General features: G+C 44.9%; 17 protein-coding genes. 15 read left to right on the top strand and 2 right to left on the bottom strand.

The genetic code is table 11. The features are described from left to right. Nucleotides 1-51 precede the first annotated feature (51 nt). From CLOSA_RS04745 to CLOSA_RS04820, 15 genes are all read left to right on the top strand, one after another. A complete protein-coding gene (locus CLOSA_RS04745) occupies nucleotides 52-966 on the top strand; it encodes a LysR family transcriptional regulator (RefSeq protein ID WP_013271633.1) in 915 nt (304 codons plus the stop codon). A gap of 151 nt (nucleotides 967-1,117) precedes the next feature. Then, complete coding sequence (locus tag CLOSA_RS04750) at nucleotides 1,118-1,741, top strand: undecaprenyl diphosphate synthase family protein (protein ID WP_013271634.1); 624 nt, start codon at nucleotides 1,118-1,120, stop codon at nucleotides 1,739-1,741. A 139-nt stretch (nucleotides 1,742-1,880) separates the two neighbouring features. Further along, nucleotides 1,881-3,794: an anaerobic carbon-monoxide dehydrogenase catalytic subunit gene (gene cooS / locus CLOSA_RS04755; RefSeq protein ID WP_013271635.1), complete on the top strand. Its 1,914-nt coding sequence runs from the start codon at nucleotides 1,881-1,883 to the stop codon at nucleotides 3,792-3,794. A gap of 193 nt (nucleotides 3,795-3,987) precedes the next feature. After that, entirely contained in the window at nucleotides 3,988-5,814 is a 1,827-nt protein-coding gene (locus CLOSA_RS04760; protein ID WP_013271636.1) for a sensor histidine kinase, read from the top strand. A gap of 22 nt (nucleotides 5,815-5,836) precedes the next feature. Next, nucleotides 5,837-7,354 carry a response regulator transcription factor gene (locus CLOSA_RS04765; protein WP_013271637.1) on the top strand — a complete coding sequence of 506 codons (1,518 nt, stop codon included), beginning with the start codon at nucleotides 5,837-5,839 and terminating at the stop codon, nucleotides 7,352-7,354. After that, on the top strand, nucleotides 7,351-8,607 hold the full coding sequence (locus CLOSA_RS04770; protein ID WP_013271638.1) for an ABC transporter substrate-binding protein: 1,257 nt from the start codon (nucleotides 7,351-7,353) through the stop codon (nucleotides 8,605-8,607). Before CLOSA_RS04765 ends, CLOSA_RS04770 begins: the two co-directional genes overlap by 4 nt. Before the next feature lie 245 nt (nucleotides 8,608-8,852). Further along, on the top strand, nucleotides 8,853-10,274 hold the full coding sequence (locus CLOSA_RS04775; RefSeq protein WP_013271639.1) for an extracellular solute-binding protein: 1,422 nt from the start codon (nucleotides 8,853-8,855) through the stop codon (nucleotides 10,272-10,274). A gap of 289 nt (nucleotides 10,275-10,563) precedes the next feature. Then, nucleotides 10,564-11,442: a carbohydrate ABC transporter permease gene (locus CLOSA_RS04785; RefSeq protein ID WP_013271640.1), complete on the top strand. Its 879-nt coding sequence runs from the start codon at nucleotides 10,564-10,566 to the stop codon at nucleotides 11,440-11,442. Nucleotides 11,443-11,453: 11 nt separating this feature from the next. Beyond that, complete coding sequence (locus CLOSA_RS04790; RefSeq protein WP_013271641.1) at nucleotides 11,454-12,275, top strand: carbohydrate ABC transporter permease; 822 nt, start codon at nucleotides 11,454-11,456, stop codon at nucleotides 12,273-12,275. A 20-nt stretch (nucleotides 12,276-12,295) separates the two neighbouring features. Next, on the top strand, nucleotides 12,296-15,436 hold the full coding sequence (locus tag CLOSA_RS04795; protein ID WP_013271642.1) for an alpha-mannosidase: 3,141 nt from the start codon (nucleotides 12,296-12,298) through the stop codon (nucleotides 15,434-15,436). Nucleotide 15,437: 1 nt separating this feature from the next. Then, nucleotides 15,438-15,653, top strand: a complete 216-nt coding sequence (locus CLOSA_RS04800) for a VOC family protein (protein WP_013271643.1) — start codon at nucleotides 15,438-15,440, stop codon at nucleotides 15,651-15,653. 34 nt (nucleotides 15,654-15,687) lie between these two features. After that, nucleotides 15,688-16,341, top strand: coding sequence for a fructose-6-phosphate aldolase (fsa, locus tag CLOSA_RS04805; RefSeq protein WP_013271644.1), 654 nt, complete (start codon nucleotides 15,688-15,690; stop codon nucleotides 16,339-16,341). Nucleotides 16,342-16,505: 164 nt separating this feature from the next. After that, nucleotides 16,506-17,132 (top strand): MarR family winged helix-turn-helix transcriptional regulator, encoded by a 627-nt coding sequence (locus CLOSA_RS04810; RefSeq protein ID WP_013271645.1) that lies wholly within the window; start codon nucleotides 16,506-16,508, stop codon nucleotides 17,130-17,132. A gap of 422 nt (nucleotides 17,133-17,554) precedes the next feature. Beyond that, on the top strand, nucleotides 17,555-17,710 hold the full coding sequence (gene rd / locus CLOSA_RS04815; RefSeq protein ID WP_013271647.1) for a rubredoxin: 156 nt from the start codon (nucleotides 17,555-17,557) through the stop codon (nucleotides 17,708-17,710). 41 nt (nucleotides 17,711-17,751) lie between these two features. Further along, complete coding sequence (locus tag CLOSA_RS04820) at nucleotides 17,752-18,264, top strand: ferritin (RefSeq protein WP_013271648.1); 513 nt, start codon at nucleotides 17,752-17,754, stop codon at nucleotides 18,262-18,264. A gap of 144 nt (nucleotides 18,265-18,408) precedes the next feature. Here CLOSA_RS04820 and CLOSA_RS04825 read toward each other — a convergent pair whose 3' ends face one another. Together CLOSA_RS04825 and CLOSA_RS04830 are read right to left on the bottom strand one after the other, a co-directional pair. Beyond that, nucleotides 18,409-19,611, bottom strand: coding sequence for an FprA family A-type flavoprotein (locus tag CLOSA_RS04825; protein ID WP_013271649.1), 1,203 nt, complete (start codon nucleotides 19,609-19,611; stop codon nucleotides 18,409-18,411). A 115-nt stretch (nucleotides 19,612-19,726) separates the two neighbouring features. Further along, entirely contained in the window at nucleotides 19,727-20,749 is a 1,023-nt protein-coding gene (locus CLOSA_RS04830) for an XdhC/CoxI family protein (RefSeq protein WP_013271650.1), read from the bottom strand. Between the last annotated feature and the right edge of the window lie 103 nt (nucleotides 20,750-20,852).

Below are 20,852 nucleotides of genomic sequence, written 5' to 3' on the forward strand. Positions count from 1 at the left end.
TATTATTTTATTATAATCATAAGCAATAAAATATAAATGGGAGGTGATATCGTGACGCTTCGCCACATTAAGATATTTCTCGCAGTTTGTGAAAATGGGTATAATGTCACTAAGGCAGCAGACGCCTTATTTATGACCCAGCCTGCCGTAAGCCTGGCACTGAAAGAACTGGAAGGCTATTATGGTGTTCTGCTGTTTGAGAGAATGTCGCGGCAGCTTTTTATCACGGAAGCCGGAAAGCAGATGCGGGAATATGCCACGCATATTCTGTCATTGTTCGATCATATGGAAAAGGGATTGCGGGATTGGGATTCCTTGGGGATTTTGCGGGTCGGAGCCAGCGTTACAATCGGATCCCAGTTCATGCCAAGCTATATCAGTGCTTACAGCATTTTGCATCCAGGTATGGATGTTCGTGTCTGCATCAGCTCATCGGAGCTGTTAGAGGAAAAATTGCAGTCGAACAAGCTGGACTTTGCTTTTATAGAGGGCGCTGTTCAAACTCCGAATCTGATCAGTGAGGAATACATGGAGGATTCTTTGACTGCCATTTGTTCGGTCAATGGGCCATTTTCCTATGGAGAAAGGGTATCGGTTGAACAGTTTAAACAGCAGCGTTTTCTGCTGAGGGAAAGGGGCAGCGGTACCCGGGAGGAATTTGACAGTGCAACCCAGGCCGCAGGATTTTCCGTTGTTCCCGTTTGGGAAGCCACCAGTACCACGGCGCTGGTTAATGCGGTCATTCATGGCCTGGGGATTGCAGTTCTGCCCCGAAGAATGATACTGGGTCCATTGAACCATGGATTGATCCTTGCATTTGATGTGGATGGAATAAATTTTCAACGGAAGTTTTCGATTTTATATCACAAAAATAAGTTTTTAACCCAATCAGCCCGGGAATTCATTGAATTATGTAAAAATTACGAGCTGGATTATCCCATTCCTAAATACAATGGCCTTTACTAGTAATCTGGTAACAGACGGTTTTCTAAAACCCCGGACAGACAGGATCGGCTCCCTGCCGGCAATATATTTCCCTGATAAGAATTATGGAACGGAAAAAAGTGGCAATACTTTCTATAGATTTAAATAAGCAGGAAAAACGGAGGAAGCGTGTATGAGAATTCCAAAGCACATCGGAATCATACCAGACGGAAACCGCCGCTGGGCCGTTGATAAGGGAATGGGAAAAGAGGCTGGGTATGAGAATGGTATATCTCCCGGAATGGTTCTTTATCATCTTTGCAGAAAGCTGGGGATAAAGGAAATGACCTTCTATGGATTTACGGTAGACAATACAAAGCGCCCTGCAGTCCAGAGAGATGCCTTTTCAAAGGCTTGTGTAAAGGCAGTGGAGGAGCTGTCAAAGGAGGATGCGGAACTGCTGGTATTGGGAAAAACAACGTCTGCCATGTTTCCTAAGGAACTGAAGCCTTATACCAGCAGGCACCAGTTCGGAAGTGGAGGGATAAAAATCAATTTTCTGGTGAATTACAGCTGGGAGTGGGATCTGGGACTGCATGACGGAGCCATAGGACCTGCTTTAAAAACAGCGGATGTATCCAGGATCGATCTGGTGATCCGGTGGGGAGGACGCAGAAGGCTGTCCGGCTTTTTACCGGTGCAGTCCGTTTATTCGGATATGTATGTGATTGATGATTACTGGCCGGATTTTACGCCACAGCACGTATACGATGCCATTGAATGGTATTCCAGACAGGATGTAACCCTGGGAGGCTGAGAGGACAGGTCCGGTCAGGAAGTATGGAAATCCGTTTTACCGGAAACCATAGGGATTTCCGGATCATGATACAAAATAGAATAGAGATTTCTAAAATTTGGCATACTACTGACTGAATCAAATTTTAATGGAGGTAATTATGCCAGAAACGGTTTTAGAAAAAACAGAGGGACGGGTCAGCTATCATGATTCCGTAGAAGAAATGCTAGTAAGGATACGGGATGATGGCTTATCAAGCGTATTTTCCAGATGGGATGAACAGGAAAAGATACGGTGTAAATTTTGTCTGCAGGGATTAAGCTGTCAATTATGTACCAACGGACCCTGCAGGCTTAACGGGCAGAAGGGACCGGATAAAGGTGTATGCGGAATCGGTCCGGATGCCATGGCCATGAGAAATCTGCTCATGAGAAATATCATGGGAGCAGCCACCTATGCCCATCATGCATATGAAGCTTTCCGGACTTTAAAGGAAACAGGAATGGGCAATACGGTTTTCCAGATCAAAGACGTTGATAAATTAAAATGGATGTGTGAAAAAACCGGAATCGGTACCAGCCAGGATGTAAACCAGATGGCCGTTCATCTGGCTGATTTTCTTGACCGGGAAATGAAACTGGGTCCTGATGAGGAAAGTATTATGGTGGAGGTCTTTTCCCCGAAGAAACGGAAAAAAATTTGGGAGGACTTACACATTTATCCCTCAGGCGTTGAACATGAAGTACAGAATAGCATCGCAAGCTGTCTTACGAATGTGGATGGAGATTATGTTTCCCTGGCAACAAAGGCTCTGCGTTTAGGGTTGTCCACCATTTATACCGCCCAGATCGGCCTTGAAATGACCCAGGATATTTTATTCGGAACGCCCATGCCTCATGAAGTGGATGTGGATCTGGGAATCATGGACCCTGATTATGTTAATATAGCATTTAATGGACATCAGCCATGGATTGGAGTAGCCGCTTTACAGATGGCAAAGAAGCAGGAGTTTCAGGATCTGGCCAAACAGGCCGGAGCAAAAGGAATTCATATTGTGGGATCCATTGAAACCGGACAGGAAATGCTCCAAAGATTTGAAGTGGATGATGTGTTTGTAGGCCTTATGGGTAACTGGCTGGCCATTGAGCCATTTTTGGCAACAGGAACTGTGGACGCATTTGTCATGGAGGAGAACTGCTCTCCGCCGGCCATTGACCAGTATGCAGAAAAATACCAGGTTGCCCTGGTTAGTGTCAGCACGATCATAGGCGTTCCAGGGACAGAACACAAGATGCCGTATTATCCCAGGAAGGCAGAAGAGATGGCGGAAAAATGCATCCGCATTGCCATAGATAATTTTAAGAAAAGGCATAAACAAATCAAACCAATGGTGCCAAGGTACAAACAAAAAGCCATTGCCGGCTTTTCTACGGAAGCGGTATTAGGTGCTATTGGAAATGATTTAAATAATCTGGTGGATGTGATTGCAAAAGGCCAGATAAAAGGAATCGTTGCCTTAGCGAACTGTTCCACATTAAGAAACGGCCCCCAGGATTGGAATACAGTGAATTTAACGAAGGAACTGATTAAAAAAGATATCCTGGTAGTGGCAGGAGGCTGCGGAAATCATGGTCTGGAAGTTGCGGGAATGTGCAATTTAGATGCCATCGATCAGGCGGGGGAAGGCTTGCAGGGAGTTTGCAGAGCCCTGGGAATCCCTCCGGTGTTAAGCTTTGGAACCTGCACCGATACGGGAAGGATCTCCATGCTTGTAACGGCTCTGGCAGATCATCTGGATGCAGACATTGCCGACCTGCCGATTGCTGTAACTGCGCCGGAATGGATGGAACAAAAGGCAACCATAGACGGTTTGTTTGCAGTGGCATACGGGGCTTATACCCATCTTTCCCCCACACCATTTATCACCGGAGCACCAGAGCTTGTGAAATTGTTCACAGAAGATGTGGAGGGCTTAACCGGAGGAAAAGTGGCTTTGGGAGATGATCCGGTACAGGTGGCCAGGGATATCGAAGACCATATCATGAAGAAAAGAAAGAAAATGGGCTTAAGTTAGATTCCATATGGGAAATGAAAAACCAGGGAAGATAAAAAACAGACTTTAGTCTTTGAAGAAAGAAGGCTTCGGCAATTTTGCTGAGGCCTTCTTTTTATGCCCGCCGGATGGAATCTCTTATCCTTCATAATAAATTATGATATAATAAAAATAAGAAGAAAATTGGAAGAATTTAACAAAGGGGGAACATAGCTTGATCAAATATTTGGTAAACAGATACAGAGGCTGGGGGATTGCCAAAAAGACATTGATCATCCTGCTTTTTGTCTCAATCGTCCCTGTCACGGTAATTGAAATCATAACCTGTATCATTGCGGCGAACACCTTAAAAAAGCAGATGGATATTCTGGTGGAAAGCAATATGAAATTATCCCAAAAAGGGCTGGAAGATTTTTTTTCCGAATATGACAGCATCATCATGTCAATTTATACGGAGAATGAATATGCCCTGAAACTGGAAAAGCTGAATGTATGGGATTCCAGGAATTACTATCTGTTAAAGAAGGAGCTGGAGAACGATCTGGAAAATATTTCCTATCTTCATCCGGAAATACTGGGGATCGGGGTGGTGACACAGAAAAAGGAATGCATCCTGTATGATTCCGTTACCAACAGCACCATGGACAGCTATTGCTTTCCGGAAAAGGATAAAAGCTGGCTGGCAGTGACCGATGAGACCTTTCATAACACCCAGACCGTTTATTCCCGTGTCATAAACCGGGAGGCGGCAAACGGAACAAAGAGGAACCTCCTTTATCTGGGACACCGGATCGCGGATATTAATAATTACAGGCAAGGCACGGTTGGAAGCATATTAATCTGCCTTGACGAAACCAATATCCGGGAAACTTATTCCCAGGAAAACGAAAATGAAATCAATGTTTCCTTTCTTTGTGATGCCAATGGCAGCATCGTTTCCAGTACCAGGACAGATCTCATTGGGACAGGCATCTTTGAACAATGGGATGACAGCAGAGAGGAGCTGTTCTCCCAGCCGGAATTTAAGATCCGGCAGGCGGTGGAAGCCCATCAGATCATGAATAACGGATCCTACAGCATTTACACAAAGCCTGTGTTAAAAAACCAGTTTGTCCTGGTCAGCCTCCGGGATAACAGAGAGCCGCTAAAGGATTTTAAATACATCTTTGAGGTAATCATCCTGCTTACAATATTGATTATCATTACAAGCATTCTTATTATGATCCGGTTTGCTGGTTCCTTACAGTTCTGTGTTGCAAAGATCACCTCTGCCATGGACAGAGCCTATAAGGGGGATTATACGGTACAGATTGAGCATTCCTGGCAGGATGAGTTTGGAAAGATTGCAAGGCACTTCAATCACATGGTTCAGAAGATTGACCAGTCCGGAAAGATCGAAAAGGAAGCCCTTCTCCGTGAGAAAAATGCAGAATTAAAGGCTTTGGAGGCCCAGATCAACCCTCATTTTCTATATAATACCCTGGATGCCATCAACTGGATCGCTATCGAAAATGAACAGTTCTTAATCAGCAGGATGCTGAAAAATCTTGGGTCGATCCTGCGTTACAGCGTACATAAAAGCAATGGTGTGGTAAGTGTAAGAAGTGAGGTGGAATATTTAAAGCAATATATCTTTCTCCAGCAGCAAAGGTTTTCCTTTTCCTTTCACTGCATTATGGATGTGGATGAGGAAGTCCTGGATTTAAAAATGCACAAGCTGCTGTTCCAGCCCCTCATAGAAAATGCTATCATCCATGGGTTTCCAGGCGGTACCGGACAGGATATGCTTATGGTTTCCATCAGAAAAAAGGGAGATAAGCATTTGATGGTTCAAGTGGAGGACAATGGGAAAGGCATGCACGAGGAGCTGGTCAGGGAGCTGAATCACTATGATTATTCAAGCAGTGCCGTTGAGGGGAGCATCGGAGTGCGGAATGTAATTATGAGGATCAAATACTATTATGGAGAAGAAGGACATTTCCTTATTGAATCAAATGACAGGGGAACCAGAATAACGGCAGAGATCTTATTTGAAGAATAGACTGGGGGAAGGTTACTTGGGTATGAGAGTAGTAATTGTGGAAGACGAGCCAAATACAAGAAACGGGATCATAAAAATCATTGAAAAGTATACGTCCCACGAAGTGGTGGCAGGGGAATGTGATGGAGAGGCAGGATTTGAAAAAGTGTTATCTTTGCATCCGGATGTGGTTATAACGGATATCAATATGCCAAGGATGGATGGACTGGCCATGATCCATAAGATCAGGGAAGCAGGAATTATAACGGCGGCAGTCCTTCTGACCGGGTATTCGGAGTTTGAATATGCCCAGCGCGCCATCCAGTTATCGGTAGCCGAATATTTGCTGAAACCTCTGGATGTGGAGGACATCATAGAGGTCCTTGGGACTATCGAGAGAAAGTTAACGAAGAACAAGGCGGAACAGGTTTCTGCAGAACAGCTGCTGTTTTCCTTATTGACTGGAGACGGAAGCGATGAGGAAGCGGTTCAAAAGCAATTTGCTGAAAAGATACGGAAGCAAAAGGATCAGGTTATTTCCATGTTTCTGATCCAGTCACAAAGCATTCTGGAGGATACAACAAACCAGATGACGGAAGTCCTGAAAGACAGCCTTGACGCAATCTGTCTCACCGGTTTTTACATCTTTAAGCTTCCTTATGAAAAGCAGATTCTCGTTATGATCACAGACGGCCAGAATTCCAGGTATTTAAAAACCATATTTAAAACCCGGATCCTAAAGGAACTGAAGGAGAAGGGGGAATTTCTCATCAGCTACGGGGAGCTGGGAAGTCTTTGCAACCTCAAAGATACCTTAAGGCAGATGCAGGATTACCTTACCTATGCTTTTGTATTTCAGGAGCAGTGTGTCATTGACAGGGAACTGGTCCGGAATCTGTCCTTTGAAAGGGTGGAATATCCGGAATATTTGGAGCGGGGAGTGAAAAGGGATATAAGAAATGGAAACAAGGAGGGAATCAGAAGAAATGCCAGGAAATTTGAGGAGACGGTCATTCAAAGCAGGGAAGAGCCTAAGGTGATTAAAAATCATACCGTCCGTTTTGTTATGGCAGCCTTAAATACTGCCAGGGATCTGATGAAAAATAAAGACATTGAGGCCCTTTACCAATACCTGTTAAACGATATGATGAAAACCGGAATCAGGGAGATTTTTTTGAACAATTACTGGAAGGTGATTGATATGGTTGCAGATGACAGGGAAAGAGATGCCTTAACCGGCAATGGGATGATCTTAAATGTAATAGAATTCATAAGGCAGAATTACCATAAGGATGTTTCCCTTTCCGATGCGGCTGATCTGGTGGGGATTACACCGGAATATTTAAGCAAGCTGTTTACCAGGGAAATGGGAATCAACTTTTGTACCTTTTTAGGGGAATTCCGTGTCAGTATTGCAAAAAAGCTGCTGGCAACCGGTAATTACAAGATCCATGAGGTAGCTGAAATGGTAGGGTACAAGGATACAAAATATTTTAACAAGGTATTTCGTTCCATTATGGGAGTGTCTCCCTCAGACTATAGAAAGGTATTCAAGATATGAACAGGACCGTACAAAAACTTTTAATCGGTTTATGGCTGCTGATTTTCTTTTTATTGATCAGTGTGATTTTTAAATATTACAGGGAATCCAATGAGGTGGCAGCTGAGGAGGAGAAAAGGGACAAGCTTGTGGTCATGGCTGTCTGCAAGGAGGATGAAAGCGGGGATTATTTCAAAAGGCTTGTGGATGAATATTCTGAAATGCCGGGGAACCCGGAGGTCAGGATCCAGTATGTCTCACAGTCCGGCTTTCAAAAGCAGCTTTGCATTGATAAGGATCAGAATAACCTTCCCGATCTGATCATCTGTGAGAACGTTATGACACCTGCCCTAGAGTCCATGGGAATCCTTAGAGATTTGTCCGATTACATGACAGCGGAGAGAGCCTCCCTGTATTTAAAGAATGCTTACAGCAGTACAGTGGTAAACGGTATCTGCTATTCCGTACCCTTTACCAGCAACCCCTATGTGGTATTTTATAATGAAGATCATTTGAGGAAGCATCATGCCGTCATACCAGATACTATGGATAAGCTTTATAAGCTGTGCAGGGAAACCAGTACCCTTGGCACCTATAATTTTGGCTTTGCCATGAAGAATAAAGAAGACATTACCTCCAGCTTTCTGCAGATGATCTATTCTGCCGGAGGAACCCTGCGGAGCTTAGATTCGGAAAACTGCATGATACTGTATGAAATGCTTGGTAATATGAGGGATGAAGGGATCATAGACCAGGATGTGATCAACTGGAACCAAAAGGAGCTGATGAAGGCATTTTCCAAGGGATATGTAAAGATTGCCATTGCAGAGCTAAGCTCCATGTCCATATTGGAGAATTCGGACAGAACGTGCAGGTATAAAATCGCAGAAATCCCTTATATCCAGAAGCAGACCTATCTGCTGCAGGGAGACAACATCGGGATTACGGTAACGGCGGACATGGAAGAATCCATAAAACTGCTGGACTATCTTACATCCAGGGATGTGATAAAAAGCTACTACGAAAACACCTACTGCCTTTCCGTAAGAACGGATGTAAAGGTTAATCCCGGACAGGTAAGAGGTCTGCCCGATGAATTCGTGGAACGGGAGAGGAACCAGAGCATTTTAAAGAATGCCTACACCACATGGTTCATTATATCAGACGGAATTGCAGGGAATCTAACGGACTTTTTTGGAGATAAGACCGTGACACCCAGGGAGGTTTCGAAAAGACTTCAGGGGGACATCAGGAACGCTATTTTGGAAAGGTAGACAAAAAGGTTAAATTTATACCCCTTTTCTAAAATTTTGGAATATTCTGTAAAACTTTCTTATGCTATCATTTTCTTAATACCATAAGGAACACGCTTACGGGTTCCTTATGGTTCCCGCGGCGGCAGTCGGATCAACATGCAGGCATCGTTGTCCGGATCGTTGCCCGCGCAGGTAAAAATACCTTACAGGTATACGTTTTTTCCCAGGAAGTCTGGGAAGCGAATAAGAGATGGGAGGGTTTTATGAAGAAAATGAAGAAAGTTGCAGCAGCGGTGATCGCATCAACCATGGTTCTTTCCCTGGCAGCATGCCAGGGATCCGGGGCAACGGCGGTAACAACCGCTGGGGGGAAGACGGAAGCTGGTTCCGGGGAAACCGGAAAAACAGCGGAAACCCAAGGCGCAGGCGGAAAGGTGAAAATTTCCATTACGTTCCGGGATGGAGGAAGCGATGCCTTAAAAAACTGGTTTGAGCATGCATATGAGACATACGAGAAAAAGGATTCTATGGAACTTGATATTGCCCCCATTACTGCTTCAGAAGGAGATTATTTTGCAAAGGTGGCGCTGGCACTTCAGTCGGCGGATACGGCTCCGGATATTGTCTGCGAAGATACGTTCCAGCTTCCTTCTGACGTGGCAGCCGGTTATCTTACGGATCTTTCTGACTACTTAAAGGATTATAAGGAATGGAATGACGGGACCTTCTATGGGCCGCTGGTGGACGGTGTCACATACAGCGACGGCAGCGTGTACGGAATCCCTTACTGTACCGATACCCGCGGGCTGTGGTATAACAAAGACATATTTAAGGCAGCCGGTCTGGATACGGAATGGCAGCCAAAAACATGGCAGGAGGTCCTGGATACCTGCAAGGTCATCAAGGAGAAATGTCCGGACGTGGTGCCCTTCTGGTGCAATTCAGGCGTAGCAAGCGGAGAAGCCACCTCCATGCAGACCTATGAGATGCTTCTTTACGGGACCGGTGAGCAGCTATTGGATGAAAATGACAAATGGATCGCATCCAGCGGCAATATTTTGAAATCCCTGAATTTTATTAACACCATATATAAGGAAGGATACGGGCCATCCTTATCCAAGGTATTAAACGGAGAAGCAGGAAATATTGCTTCCAGAGAATACTTACCGGGAGGCAAGCTTGCCATATCCTTAGACGGGTATTGGATGACCGGAAATTACAAGGAAACAGGATCGGCTCCATGGCCGGAATACAAGGATAAGCTTGGCATTGCAGCCATGCCCACCTCTGAGGGGCAGGAACCGGGCAGCATCACCATGTCAGGCGGCTGGGCATTATCCATACCACAGCTTTCGGATCAGAAGGATGTGGCAATGGACTTTATCAAGCACTGCATGAGTTATGATATTTACTTAGATACCATCATTGCCCAGGGGAATATTGCAACCAGAACTGATATTGCCTCAGATCCTACCTATTCTTCCCAGCCCTTTATGGAAAAATGCACCAGCTTCTTATCCGGAGCCTTTTACCGGCCCAGAAACAGCCAGTATTCAACGGTTACCACCCACATTCAGACCATGGTGGAATCCGTTGTATCAGGAACGAGCCCGGAGGATGCAATGGCGCAATATAAATCAGACGTAACAAACAGCGTTGGCGCAGAAAATACCGTGACAAAATAAACGTTCTGGATTTAATGGGGAGGGCAATCGTGCAACAGCAAGGCACCTGGCTCTCCCTGTTCTTATCTAAACGAAAGAACCCCTTACAGGGATACCTTTATGCCCTGAAAAACAGGGCGGGAATGAGGAAACCCCTTACAGGGATACCTTTATGCCCTGAAAATCAGGGCGGAAATGAGGAAACCCCTTACAGGGATACCTTTATGCCCTGAAAAACAGGGCGGAAATGAGGAAACCCCTTACAGGGATACCTTTATGCCCTGAAAAACAGGGCGGAAATGAGGAAACCATGAATAAAAATAGCAGCCGGCTGTTGGCGGAAGCAAGAAAGTCCGTATTCATTCTGCCTTCTATGGCCCTTTTACTTGTGTTTTTTGTAATGCCGATTTTATTGACTGTTTATTATTCCTTTACAAATCTGGCTTTATCTGGGGAGAATGCAAAACAGCTTAAATTTATCGGCTTCTCCAATTATATCAGCATGTTTAAGGACCGTACCGTGCGTATCAGCATTGTCAACACTCTTGTATTTCTCCTTGGAAGTCTTATGGGTCAGCAGGTACTGGGGTTTCTCATTGCCCTTAACATGAGGAACCGAAATAGGATCTTCCGGGGAATCGTAGGGCCTGTTTTCCTGGCAGGCTGGATTATGCCGGAGGTGGTTGTGGCCTTATGCTGCAGCACCTTTTTCGGAGATGAGGGTACCTTAAACCAGATCTTTTCCTTTTTCCATCTTCCCACCGTGGAATTCTTGTTTGCCATTCCCATGGCAACGGTTATTTTAGCAAACATATGGCATGGGACTGCATTTTCCATGATGAACTTTCAGTCAGCCTTAGATGGGGTACCGGCGGATATTGAGGAAGCCGCAAAGGTGGATGGGGCAGGTCCTTTTCAGACCATGATCAGGATTATACTACCCTGCATCAAGAACACCATAGCCACAAATACCATGCTGAATACCTTATCCACCCTTGGCGTATTCGGCCTGATTTACATGATGACAGGCGGGGGACCAGGAACCAAGACCCTGACCCTGCCCATCTTTATGTACCGGCAGGCATTTATTTCCCAGCAGCTGGGATACGGTACGGCGATTTCCATGATTTTACTTGTGATCGGGATTGTGCTCAGTGTTTTCTATACGAGAGTCATGAGAAAGGACTAAGGAGGTGCTTCATGTATTGGAAATTGAGAAAAACGGTGCCCTATGGGGTGCTGACTTTATTAGCAATTATGTTTGTCCTTCCCCTGCTTTGGATCCTGCTGGCCTCCTTTGACGGCAATGCCTCTCAGGCGGTGAAGGTGCCCGCCCAGTGGACCCTTGATAATTACAAGGTGATCTTATCCAGCCAGACCAATCAGCGGGCATTTGCCAACGGACTGTTCATATCCTTTGGACAGTCGGTCCTGGTGGTGCTTTTTGCAGGTCTTGCCGCCTATCCCCTGTCAAGATATGAACTTCGTTATAAAAGCCTGTTTTTATATACGATTTTATTTATGACCTCTCTTCCCATAACGGCAGTCATGGTCCCGGTGTATAAGATGTTCCTGACCATTGGCTTATATGACAAGACTTTGGGGCTCATCTTGTTTTTAACAGCAACTTCCATGCCTTATGGGATCTGGCTCATGAAAAACTTTATGGACAATGTCCCCATAGAGCTGGAGGAAGCAGCCTGGGTGGACGGTGCCTCCCCATTGGACAGCATACGCAGGATCATCGCACCCTTAATGTTTCCGGGGATCTGTGTGGTTTTCATATTTACTTTTTCCGGAAGCTGGGGCAACTTTTTTATTCCCTATATTCTGCTGCAGACTTTGAATAAATTACCGGCATCGGTAACCCTATACCAATTTTTCGGACAGCATGGTATGATAATATACGGACAGTTGGCCGCATACTCAGCTGTCTATGCCATTCCATCCATATTACTTTATATTCTGTCGCAAAACTATATGTCTAAGGGCTTTAATATGGCCGGGGCTGCCAAAGGCTGACGCAAAAGGAGGAGATTACCATGATACAGATCAAAGAACGGATTGGAAAACTGGTGGAGGATTTAAAGGGTCTGACCTATTCCAAGGAAGTTCCTGTCACCAGATACCGGATGTTAAAATCCGGAGAACGCTTTTTAAATGTTCAGGACCTTAATACCGATGACTGGGAGGAACTAACTAGTGCAGAACTGTGGGGGGGCCACAGGGAATATTTCTGGTTTGAAACAGTCATTACCATTCCCGAGGGGTTTAAGGATCAATGGGTGGTGTATGAGTTAAAAACCGGAAGAGAAGGTCAGTGGGATGCCACGAATCCCCAGTTTACCATTTACATCAATGGCATCAGACGGCAGGGGCTTGACGTCAATCACAGGGATGTCCTGCTGACGGAAAAGGCAGAGCCAGGTGAGACGTTTCGAATCGTTTTATCCGCATTTACCGGGGATCAGAATTTTAAGCTTGTTATGGATTCCAGGATAAAGGTGTTAGACAGGGAAACAGAACAGTATTATTATGATATTTCCGTTCCCTATCAGGTCGCCAGGCTTCTTCCTGACAGTGACAGTGCCTATCTCTCCATCATTCATGCAGTGAATGAATCCTTAAATCTTCTGGACTTAAGAAAGGAATATTCGGAAGAATATTATGAAAGCCTGAAAAAAGCCAGGCAATATATGAAGGAAGAATTCTATGATAAATATAGCGGAAGCAGCAAAGAAACGGTTTACTGCGTGGGTCATACCCACATTGACGTAGCCTGGTTATGGACCCTTGCGGTTACGGAGGATAAGGCGGTAAGAAGCTTTTCCACGGTGCTGGAGCTGATGAAGCAGTACCCGGAATACATCTTTATGTCAAGCCAGCCCCAGCTTTATAAATATGTTAAGAAGCATGCTCCTGAGGTTTACCAGGAGATTAAAAAACGAGTTGCAGAAGGAAGATGGGAGACAGAAGGCGGCATGTTTGTGGAAGCAGACTGCAATCTTTCCTCCGGGGAGTCTCTTGTTCGCCAGTTCCTGCATGGCAAGGAATTCTTTAAGGAAGAATTCGGGAAGGATAATGAAATCTTATGGCTTCCCGATGTATTCGGATATTCCGCCGCACTTCCCCAGATCATGAAAAAATGCGGCATCAAATATTTTATGACTACAAAAATCAGCTGGAATGAATTTAATAAAATGCCTTATGACACCTTTGAATGGGAAGGAATTGACGGAACAAGAATTTTAACCCACTTCAGCCCAAGTCGTGATTATCATAAGGCGGCTGAGGAAGGCGGAACAGAAACCGAGCATTTTACCACCTATAACGCATACATAAACCCATCCCAGGTAAAGGGGGCCTGGGCCAGATACAGCCAGAAATATTTAAATGATGAGGTTTTAATGTCCTTTGGCTACGGGGACGGAGGCGGAGGTCCTACCAAGGACATGCTGGAAAACCAGCGGAGGCTTGAAAAAGGGCTTCCGGGATGTCCAAGGACCGTAATGACCACGTCCAAGGCATTTTTTGAAACACTGGACCAGAACGTGAGAGGGGAAAAATATCTGCCTTCCTGGGTGGGAGAGTTATACCTGGAGTACCACAGGGGCACCTATACCTCCATGGCCAGAAACAAGAAGTACAACAGGAAATCAGAGTTTCTGTTTGAAAATGCCGAATTCTACGGAATGCTTGATGGGATATTAAATCAGAATCCTTACCCCAGGGAGGAGATCCGGGATGCCTGGGAAGTGATTTTAAGAAACCAGTTTCACGATATCCTTCCGGGATCCTCCATAAAAGAAGTCTATGAGGATTCCAGAAAGGAATATGAAGCAATCGGGAAGACCGGAAGAGAACTGGTAAAACGCGCCCTGATCCATATTGCAGAAGGAGTGGATGCCCGTAAGAATGATCTTGTGGTATTCAATCCCAACAGTTATGAGGGGGAAGGAACCGCAGATTTTCAGGCTCCGGAACAAATGGATAACCTTACGGTAATGGATGGGGAGGTGATGCTGCCAGCTCAGAAAACCGGAAGCGGCGCCTGGCTGTTTTGTCCTTCCAAGGTTCCTTCCAAGGGTTACAAGACCTTTACATTAAAGCCTGGAAGATGTGACACCGGTTTAAGAGCGGATGAAAGGCATCTGGAAAACGATTACGTCTGTGTGACCTTTCATGAAAATGGACAGATTTCTTCAATTTATGATAAGGGAAATGACCGGGAAGTCCTTCAGGAAAACAGGTGTGCCAATGTGCTTATGACTTATGAGGACCGGCCCCATAATTATGACGCCTGGGATGTGAACAATTATTACGTAGAAAAATCCTGGGAGATTACCCAAGTAAGCGGCATGGAGCTTGTGGAAAACGGACCGGTCCGGGCTACCATATGTGTAAAGAGAAAGTATCTGGATTCCACCATAGAGCAGTATATTTCACTTCTATATAACAGTTCTGAAATCCTTATAAGAAATGAAATTGACTGGAAGGAAAACCATATTTTCTTAAAGTCCCTGTTCCCGGTTGATATTCATACGGATGAAGCCACTTATGAAATCCAGTATGGAAATGTAAAACGGAAAACCCATTTTAATACCATGTGGGATTATGCAAAATTTGAGGTATGCATGCATAAGTGGATTGATGTTTCCGAGGATGATTACGGGGTCAGTATGATCAATGACTGTAAATACGGCTGCCACGTCCATAATGGTGAAATTGGAATTTCCATGCTGAAATCAGCATCCTACCCGAATCCGGATGCTGATAAGGAACACCACAGCTTCGTATTTTCCATCTATCCCCATAAGGGTGACTGGAAAAAGGCAAATACAATACAAAAGGCGTATTCCATGAATAACCCAATGACAGCCCTTGTGAAAGAGAATGACGGAGGACGGCTTCCCGGAGAATATTCTCTGGTAAAGGCGGATGCCCATAACGTTGTCATTGAGGTGGTAAAGCAGTCACAAAAAGGGACTCAAATGATCCTGCGTTTTTATGAGACAAACAACAAACGGACCAGGGGGAATATGACCTTTGGCATGAACGTTCAAAGAATTGTGGAATGCAATATGCTGGAGGAGGAGGAAGCAGAAGTAAGCTGTCAGGACAGAACAGTTCCATTTCTACTTCACCCTTACGAAATCAAAACCTGGAAGGTCACGTTCCAGTAATGTGAGACGCCAGGCTGCAAAGCCCATAGGAAACATCGACCACATTGCCCTGACCTGTGAGAATCTGGAAGAAGCATATGAAGAAATCGTGGCTCAGGGACATAAACTCATTTCAGAAGGAATAGAATCCAACCAGATGTTTGCACCTCTCACCAACCGTTTCTTTCTTTTTCAGGGTCCCAATGGGGAGAAGATCGAATTTTGCAAAGTTGGCTAGTTTTAAATAAATCAAATATTTAAGGAGAATTGCCATGAGATTTTTTATCGATACAGCAAATACGGATGAAATAAAGAAAGCAAACGACATGGGCATCATTTGCGGTGTTACTACCAATCCTTCCCTGATCGCCAAGGAAGGCCGTGATTTTGCCCAGGTGATCAAAGAGATCACTTCCATCGTGGACGGACCCATCAGCGGAGAAGTGAAAGCCACAACAGTGGATGCCCAGGGCATGATTATGGAAGGCCGTGAAATTGCAGCAATTCATCCCAATATGGTTGTAAAGATCCCTATGACCGTGGAAGGTTTAAAAGCCGTTAAGGGATTGACTGCAGAAGGGATCAAGACCAATGTGACTCTGGTATTTTCTGCTGCCCAGGCACTTTTGGCCGCCCGCGCAGGAGCAACCTATGTCTCTCCGTTTTTAGGCCGTCTGGATGATATCTCCATGCCGGGCATTGATCTGATTTGCGATATTATGGATATTTTTAAGGAACATGGAATTGAAACGGAAATTATTGCTGCAAGTGTCCGCAATCCGGTTCATGTGATCGACTGTGCAAAGGCAGGGGCAGACATTGCTACCGTACCCTATGGTGTACTGGTACAGATGACAAAACATCCGCTGACCGATCAGGGAATTGAAAAATTCAAGGCGGATTATAAAGCGGTGTTCGGAGAGTAATCCCATAATTCAGGCGAAGTCTTTAAGACTTCGCTTTTTTTCTATAAAAAATAACTTGAAATAACCGGTCCGGAAAAATATAATAGTAGCATCAGGAAAATCACCAGAAACATCCCCTTTGATTTCATAAAGAAATCATAGAATACACAGATGGAGGAACCGGCATGAAAAAAGAGATACTTGCAAGCAAGCACTGTCCATACTGCAAAAGGCACTGTTCTTTCTCAGATCCCCATTGCGGTAAGGGGAGAGCTTTGGCAGAAAAGTTTAAGGAAGAAAAGAGATTTAAGGAAGAAAAGAAGCGTAAGCCAGAGATTAAGCGAAAGGCTGAACTTCTAACCGAGGAGTCCCGGACGGCAGAGGAACCTGCTTCGGAACCGGTAAAGGCTCCTGAAAAGAATGAGTGGAAAGGTATCCTGTCTGAAATCAGGCTTCTGCGCCTTTGTTACAACGGAATGAAGCAGCTGTCTGACAGAAAGGCAGGAAAACAGTTTTACATACTGGCAGTGTTGGCGGAAAAAGGCAGCCTGATACAAAAGGAGCTAAAGGTTCATACAGGGCTGCATTCCGGGGAGTTGGAAGAGGCTTTGGAAAAGCTGGAGAAAAAGGCATGCATCAGCCGGAAGCGAACGGAAGACAAAACCATATATATTTCCCTTACCTCAAAAGGGGCTGATTCGGCAAAAGAACTTGCCCGGGACTGGAAGAAAGATAACGGCAGTATATTTGCTTCGCTTACGGAAGAAGACAAGAACGTTCTGGAAGGTATTTTAAATAAAATCATAAAGTAATGATTTTTTATCATGCGGTTTCCGCAGAAGGAGTACCATTGGGATACCAGTTTAAAAGGGCCAGGGCTTTGAGCCGGCTGCTGGCGTTGTTATGCTGCATTGCATTACTTCTCACGGAGCGTAATATATCGGGTGGCAGGCACGCTTTGGGCTATGTGGGAGAAGATTAGTGAAATGAAGTAATAATTGATTGCTATGTATTGAGAGGCTGCTGTACTGTTCCTGAACATTCAGAGACGGAACAGCGGCTTCTTTCTTGCCGAAACGGCAAAAGACATCGAATCTTTGCAAGATCCATAAACATGCGGCATGAGAAGGTGTTATTATCAGACGTTATGAGAAATAAAATATTTTTATTACACCATTGAATAATTTGGTAAAAAATGTTAGAATATAATATATCATTTTTAGGGAGGTGTTATTTGCAGAAATACGAGTGTCCCTGTGGTTATATATATGATCCGGAATTAGGTGACCCGGATAATGGAATTGAACCAGGTACTGCCTGGGAGGATGTCCCTGATGATTGGACATGCCCTGTATGCGGTTTAGAAAAAGATGCATTTAATGCAATCTAATATTAATTTACAGACTAACAAGGTTAAAGGAGGCGAAGATTTTGTTAAATAAAGAAATTGTTGCTAAGTTAAACAAACAGATTAATTTTGAACTGTATTCGGCATACATCTATCTGGATATATCCAATTATTATGCTGACAGTAATTTAAACGGCTTTGCGAATTGGTTTAAGATTCAGACTCAGGAAGAGCGGGATCATGCCATGCTCTTTATGGATTATTTACTTAACAATAGCGAGAAGGTTGTGCTGGAAGATATTAAGGCTCCCGATTTTGTTTACACGGATTTCCGCCAGCCGGCTATGACCGCCTATGACCATGAGATAAAAGTAACGGCTTCCATTCATGATATTTATGGAACCGCTTACGAATTAAAAGACTTCCGTACCATGCAGTTCCTTGACTGGTTTGTAAAAGAACAGAACGAGGAAGAGAAAAATACGGATGAGATCATAAAAAGATACGATTTATTCGGAAATGATGCAAAGGGACTGTATTTGCTGGATTCAGAGCTGGCGGCCAGAGTTTATACGCCACCTTCTCTTGTTCTTTAATCTCTATGGTATCATAACCGTAATTCAAAAGAAGAGCATTCCCCGCCATGATGGAACTATTGTTCCAGGCGGGGAATGCTCTTTCATTCTGGCCTTTGCCATCGGGAATGGGGATATCATTCACATGGGAGGCCCAGTCTGATATTAGTTGAAAGTGTCTGCAATGGCATTTGCCATAGCAGCAATTTCCGCCAACTGGTCCTCTTTTACAGAAGACTTTATGGTAATGGTCTGATCCAGTATGGTCATATTTTTCATTTCAGATAGAATTTCCGTCATCTTTTTGCCTGCCATGACACCCCAGGAACCGTTTTCCATAAGGGCGACTGTACGGTTTTGTACATTGTGGGCCTTCATATCCAGAAGCAGATGTTCCATGCTGGAGAAGATTCCGCCGTTATAGGTAGCCGAAGCAAATACCAGATGGCTGCAGCGGAAGGCTTCTGAAAGGATCACAGAGGGATGGGTGGAAGATACGTCATACATGACGATGTTGCGGATGCCCCGTTCTGCAAGGCGGCAGGCCAGGATGTTGGCTGCATTTTCCGTGTTTCCATATATGGAGCCATAAGCGATCATAACGGCATGTTCTTCCGGAGTGTAGCTGCTCCATTTAAAATACTTGTCCATATACCAGCAGATCTGGTCACGCCACACAGGTCCGTGGAGCGGACAAAGAATCTGGATGTCTAATTCCTTGATCTTCTTTAAAAGGGTCTGGGTGGACGGACCGTATTTTCCTACGATATTGGAATAGTATCTTCTGGCTTCGTCAAGCCATTCCCGTTCAAAATTCACTTCATCAGCGAACAGGTTTCCGTTCATGGCGCCAAAGGTACCGAAGGCATCGGCGGAGAAAAGGATCTTGTCCGTTGTGTCGTAAGTAACCATTACTTCCGGCCAGTGGACCATGGGAGCCATATAAAAGGTAAAGGAATGCCTGCCGGAGGAGAAGGTATCCCCTTCTTTCACGATCACAGCCCGGCAGTCAACGCCGAATTCGTAAAACTGATTGATGATGGGGACTGTTTTGGTATTGCAGATGATTTTTACATCAGGATATCTTCTTACCATTTCCCCCAACGTGGCACAGTGGTCCGGCTCCATGTGATTTACAATGATGTAATCCAGATTCCGTCCCCCAAGGACTGCCTCCACATTTTCCATGAACTGTCCGGTGATTGCCCGGTCAACGGTATCAAAAAGAACGGTTTTCTCGTCTAGCAGGACGTAGGAGTTATAGGATATCCCCTTCGGTATGGGATAGGCGTTTTCGAACAGGGCCAGACGGCGGTCACTTCCCCCAACCCAGAACAAGTCGTCTTTGATATTTTTTACACAATACATGGTGCTGCCTTCCTTTCTTTCGTTGGTGCATTCTAGTCCATCGTATGAAGTATACTATATTTTCAGGAAAATGTCATTGTGTTTTTTAACCGAAACAAGCGAACCCGGTTATGCCTCATACCGGCTCTATATAGACCTCTACGATTCCTCCGCATACCATTCCCTCATCCTCTGCGTTGTCCGGAGTCATGTCAACCTTTTTCAACACCGGTGTTTTATCCCTGGCAACTTCTCTTGCAATGGCACACACCTCGGCCTCCACGCAGCCGCCTCCAATGGTCCCCATGGTGCTTCCGTCAAGCATCACGATCATTTTTGAACCCACATCCCGGGGAGCGGAGCCCTTTCTGGATACAATGGTGACAAGAGACCTTGGTATGTCATCCGACTCCCGGGAAATGAGTCCCTCAAGGATCTCCTTAGGATATCCAAAGGTTTTTCTGCTTCCGTTTTTGATTTGAATAATCTCTGCCATAATGGCTACGGCGATTTCTTCCGGGGTCTGGGCATTGATTTTTAAGCCGATAGGAGTGTAGATTTTGTCTAACAGCACTCTGCTTACTCCTTCGCTTTCCAGAAAATCCTTTACCAGTTTTACCCGGGCTCTGCTGCCGATCATGCCGATGTAGGCATTTTTCTTGCCTATGATCTGGGATAAGCAGTCCTGGTCATGACGGTGACCCCTGGTAACGATGATAAAATAATGGCCTGTACTTCCGCTGATCTCTTCCAAGGCTTCCCGGAAGGGCTTGCAGATTACTGCGTCGGCCCCCTCTTTTCTTGCGGTATTGGCAAAGGATACTCTGTCATCAATTACCGTAACATGAAAGCCCAGCATTTTTCCGATTCTGATGATGGGAATAGAAATATGTCCGGCTCCGCATACCACCATGTATTTTTCCCCTGTCACCAATTCGCAGAACAGAGTGCTGTTTTGAATCTTAATGGTCTGGGTTTTATCAAGGTTTTTTAATTCCTCGGAAAAATCGTCAAAAATCGTTTCATCTCCCTGCTTTAAAATAAATTCCCCGTCGGACCAAAGGGCTTTGGATCCCATTCCCTGTCCGCTGATGATTGTCAGGCTGATTAAGCTCTTGTTTTTATCAGCATTCGATAATTCTTCATAATAACCTGCCATGATATGATAACCCCCTTTTTGCTGTTGTAGGTTGAAAGAAAAAAGGGCGGGATTCGCTCCGCCCTTTTTACGTATTCTGCCTGTAAAGGAATCTTTACCGTTT

Origin of the sequence: [Clostridium] saccharolyticum WM1 (assembly GCF_000144625.1) — a bacterium.
GTDB classification, from domain to species: Bacteria; Bacillota; Clostridia; order Lachnospirales; family Lachnospiraceae; genus Lacrimispora; species Lacrimispora saccharolytica.